The 2922-nt window shown below is 72.3% G+C and carries 2 protein-coding genes and 1 pseudogene; all 3 read left to right on the plus strand.

The features are described 5' to 3' along the window. Positions 1-206 precede the first annotated feature (206 nt). Positions 207-1637, plus strand: coding sequence for an argininosuccinate lyase (gene argH / locus NS220_RS16520; RefSeq protein ID WP_058625106.1), 1431 nt, complete (start codon positions 207-209; stop codon positions 1635-1637). A 50-nt stretch (positions 1638-1687) separates the two neighbouring features. Further along, positions 1688-2335, plus strand: coding sequence for a SatD family protein (locus tag NS220_RS16525; RefSeq protein WP_058625107.1), 648 nt, complete (start codon positions 1688-1690; stop codon positions 2333-2335). Next, positions 2332-2922 (plus strand): annotated as a pseudogene (locus NS220_RS20265) (hypothetical protein); the annotation flags it as partial. The gene NS220_RS16525 and the pseudogene NS220_RS20265, both read left to right, overlap by 4 nt.

A 2922-nucleotide genomic window follows, 5' to 3' on the forward strand; every position in this document is an offset into this window, starting at 1 on the left:
GGCCGTGGGGCCGCGGGCCGTGCCGAACTCCGGAAGATTTGGGGGGTTCGACCGGTTTTCGGGCCGCGAGGGGCGGGGAATCGTTGATTGTTCCGGAGTGTGGCACGCGCGGCGGGCCGGCTCGGATGGGGCATCCGGCGGCGGCGTGGCGGGCCGGCCCGCGTCACGACGACGGCGGTGTCGGCAGCCCTCGGTAGGCTGGGGGCATGAGTAGCGAGACCGGTCAGGCGACGAACGAGGGAGCCCTCTGGGGCGCCCGTTTCTCGGGCGGACCCTCTCCCGAACTGGCGGCACTGAGCCGTTCGACCCACTTCGACTGGGACCTCGCGCTCTACGACATCGCCGGTTCGCACGCGCACGCCGCCGCCCTCGAAGCCGCCGGCTACCTCGACGCCGACGAGGCCGCGGCCATGCACGCGGGCCTCGACGAGCTCGCCGAGCGGGTCAAAGACGGCAGCCTCGTCGCCGCCCCGGGCGATGAAGACGTGCACGGTGCGCTGGAGCGCGTGCTCATCGAGACCGTCGGCCCCGCGCTCGGCGGCAAGCTGCGCGCCGGACGCAGTCGCAACGACCAGATCGCGACCCTCGTGCGCCTGTACCTGCTCGACCACGCCCGTACCCTGACGCGCGAGGTGCTGCGCCTGATCGACGCTCTCGTCGCCCAGGCCGACGCGAACGCCGGGGCGATCATGCCGGGCCGCACGCACCTGCAGCACGCGCAGCCCGTGCTCCTCGCCCACCACCTGCAGGCCTACGGCTGGGCCTTCATGCGCGGCATCGAGCGCCTGCGCGATTGGTCGGTGCGTGCCTCGGTGTCCCCCTACGGCGGGGGAGCGCTCGCCGGGGCGACCCTCGGCCTCGACCCGCAGCTCGTGGCCGATCGCCTCGGCCTCGCGCGTCCGGCCGAGAACTCGCTCGACGGCACCGCCTCGCGCGACGTCGTGGCCGAGTTCGCCTTCATCACCGCGATGATCGGCGTCGACCTGTCGCGCCTCGCCGAAGACGTGATCCTCTGGAACACCCGCGAGTTCGGTTTCGTGACGCTCGACGACGCGTACTCCACGGGCTCGAGCATCATGCCGCAGAAGAAGAACCCCGACATCGCCGAGCTCGCGCGCGGCAAGGCCGGGCGCCTGATCGGCAACCTCTCGGGCCTGCTCGCCACGCTCAAGGGCCTCCCGCTGGCGTACAACCGCGACCTGCAGGAAGACAAGGAGCCCGTCTTCGACTCGGTGCGCACCCTCGAGCTCGTGCTCCCGGCCTTCTCGGGCATGATCGCGACCCTGCGGTTCCACACCGAGCGGATGGCCGAGCTCGCCCCGCAGGGCTTCTCGCTCGCCACCGACGTGGCCGAGTGGCTCGTGCGCCAGGGAGTGGCGTTCCGCGACGCGCACGAGATCTCGGGAGCCCTGGTGCGCGCGTGCGAGGAGCGCGAGATCGGTCTCGAAGACGCCGACGACGCGCTCCTGGCATCCGTCTCTCCCGCTCTCACGCCCGCGGTGCGCGAGGTGCTCACGATCGAGGGCTCGGTGTCGAGCCGCACCGGCGTCGGCGGGACGGCTCCCGAGCGCGTGCGCGAGCAGCGCGAGGAACTCGTCTCGCGGGCGCAGTCGGCGGCGCGGTCGCTGATCGACTGATATCAGCATTTGGCTTATCAAATCTGATTGATAAGCGATACACTTATGGCATGACCGTCGCTGTCATCGCCGATATCGTCGCCTCCCGGCACCTCGCCGACCGTGCGGCGGCACAACAGCGCATCGTCGCGACGGTGGAACAGGTGCAGCGGGATCATCCCGTTGCCGCAGAGCCTCTCGAGGCCGTGGTCGGCGACGAACTGCAGGGCGAGTTCGCCACCGTGCCCGAGGCGCTGAGCTGGCTCCTGCTGTTCCGCCTCGCTCTCCCCGATGACATCGATTGCCGCTTCGGCCTCGGAGTCGGCGAGGTGCGCCCCATCGCCCTCGATGACCGCACGATCCCGGAAGGGCCGGCGTGGTGGGCCGCGCGCGCCGCGATCGAGCACGTCGAACGCCTGCAACAGCGCGCCGCGCCGCTCGCGCGCACGTGGATCGAGCGGGGCGAAGGAGAGGATGCCTCCATGGCCGACGCCCTCGCCCTCGCCAACGCGTACTCCCTCACCCGCGATCAACTGGTCTCGGCCATGAGCGAGCGCGCGCGCCGGCTCACCTACGGCCGGTGTCTGGGGCGCGCGCAGCGCCCGCTCGCCGAGGCCGAAGGCATCACGCAGTCGGCGGTCTCGCAGACGCTCGCGGCAGCGGGCTCCGCCGCGATCGTCGAGGGATTCGCGGCGTTGACGGCGGGGGCGCGCGCGTGATCGCGGCGGGGCTCCTGCTGCTCGCCGTCGGCGCTGTCGATCTGCTGCGCCAGATGGTCCACGCGCGTCGGTGGCTCGCCTACGCGGTCTCGGCGGTCGCGCTCATCGTCGTCTCCGCGGGGCTGGATGCCGTCATCGCGGGCCTGCTCGCCGTCGCCGTCGCGGCCATCTGGACGTGGGTCATGCCCGAACGCGGTCCCGCTCGCGCGGGGCTCTGGCCCGTCGCGCTGCTGGGACTGACGGCGGCCGCGTGCGTAGTCATCGCTCGCGGGCGGCCGCGTCCGGGCCCGTTGGGCGAGCTCTGGGCCACCTACCGCCCCACCGACACCGTGTCGGTCGATGTGATCCTGCTCGTCATCGGCTGTCTGGTCTTCCTGCTCGAATCGGGCAACGCCGTCGTGCGGATCGCCCTGCGGTCGGAGATGGGTGAGCGCGAGGTCGTGTCATCCTCGCCGTCCGCCGGGGCCGACGGGGCGTCCGAGGGCGACCTCGTCGAGGCGGAGGACGACGCCGGGGGAGCTGCCGGCCCCGCGCGCAACACTCCCGCGGCGACGGCCGACTCCGCCCTTCCCCCGAGCCCCTCGCCG

This window comes from Microbacterium testaceum (assembly GCF_001476655.1).
In the GTDB taxonomy this organism is placed as follows: Bacteria; Actinomycetota; Actinomycetes; order Actinomycetales; family Microbacteriaceae; genus Microbacterium; species Microbacterium testaceum_C.

Excerpts from the sequence above, each read along its gene's own strand:
- argH (WP_058625106.1), top strand. The coding sequence starts at position 207 with ATGAGTAGCGAGACCGGTCAGGCGACGAACGAGGGAGCCCTCTGGGGC.
- NS220_RS16525 (WP_058625107.1), top strand. The coding sequence starts at position 1,688 with ATGACCGTCGCTGTCATCGCCGATATCGTCGCCTCCCGGCACCTCGCC.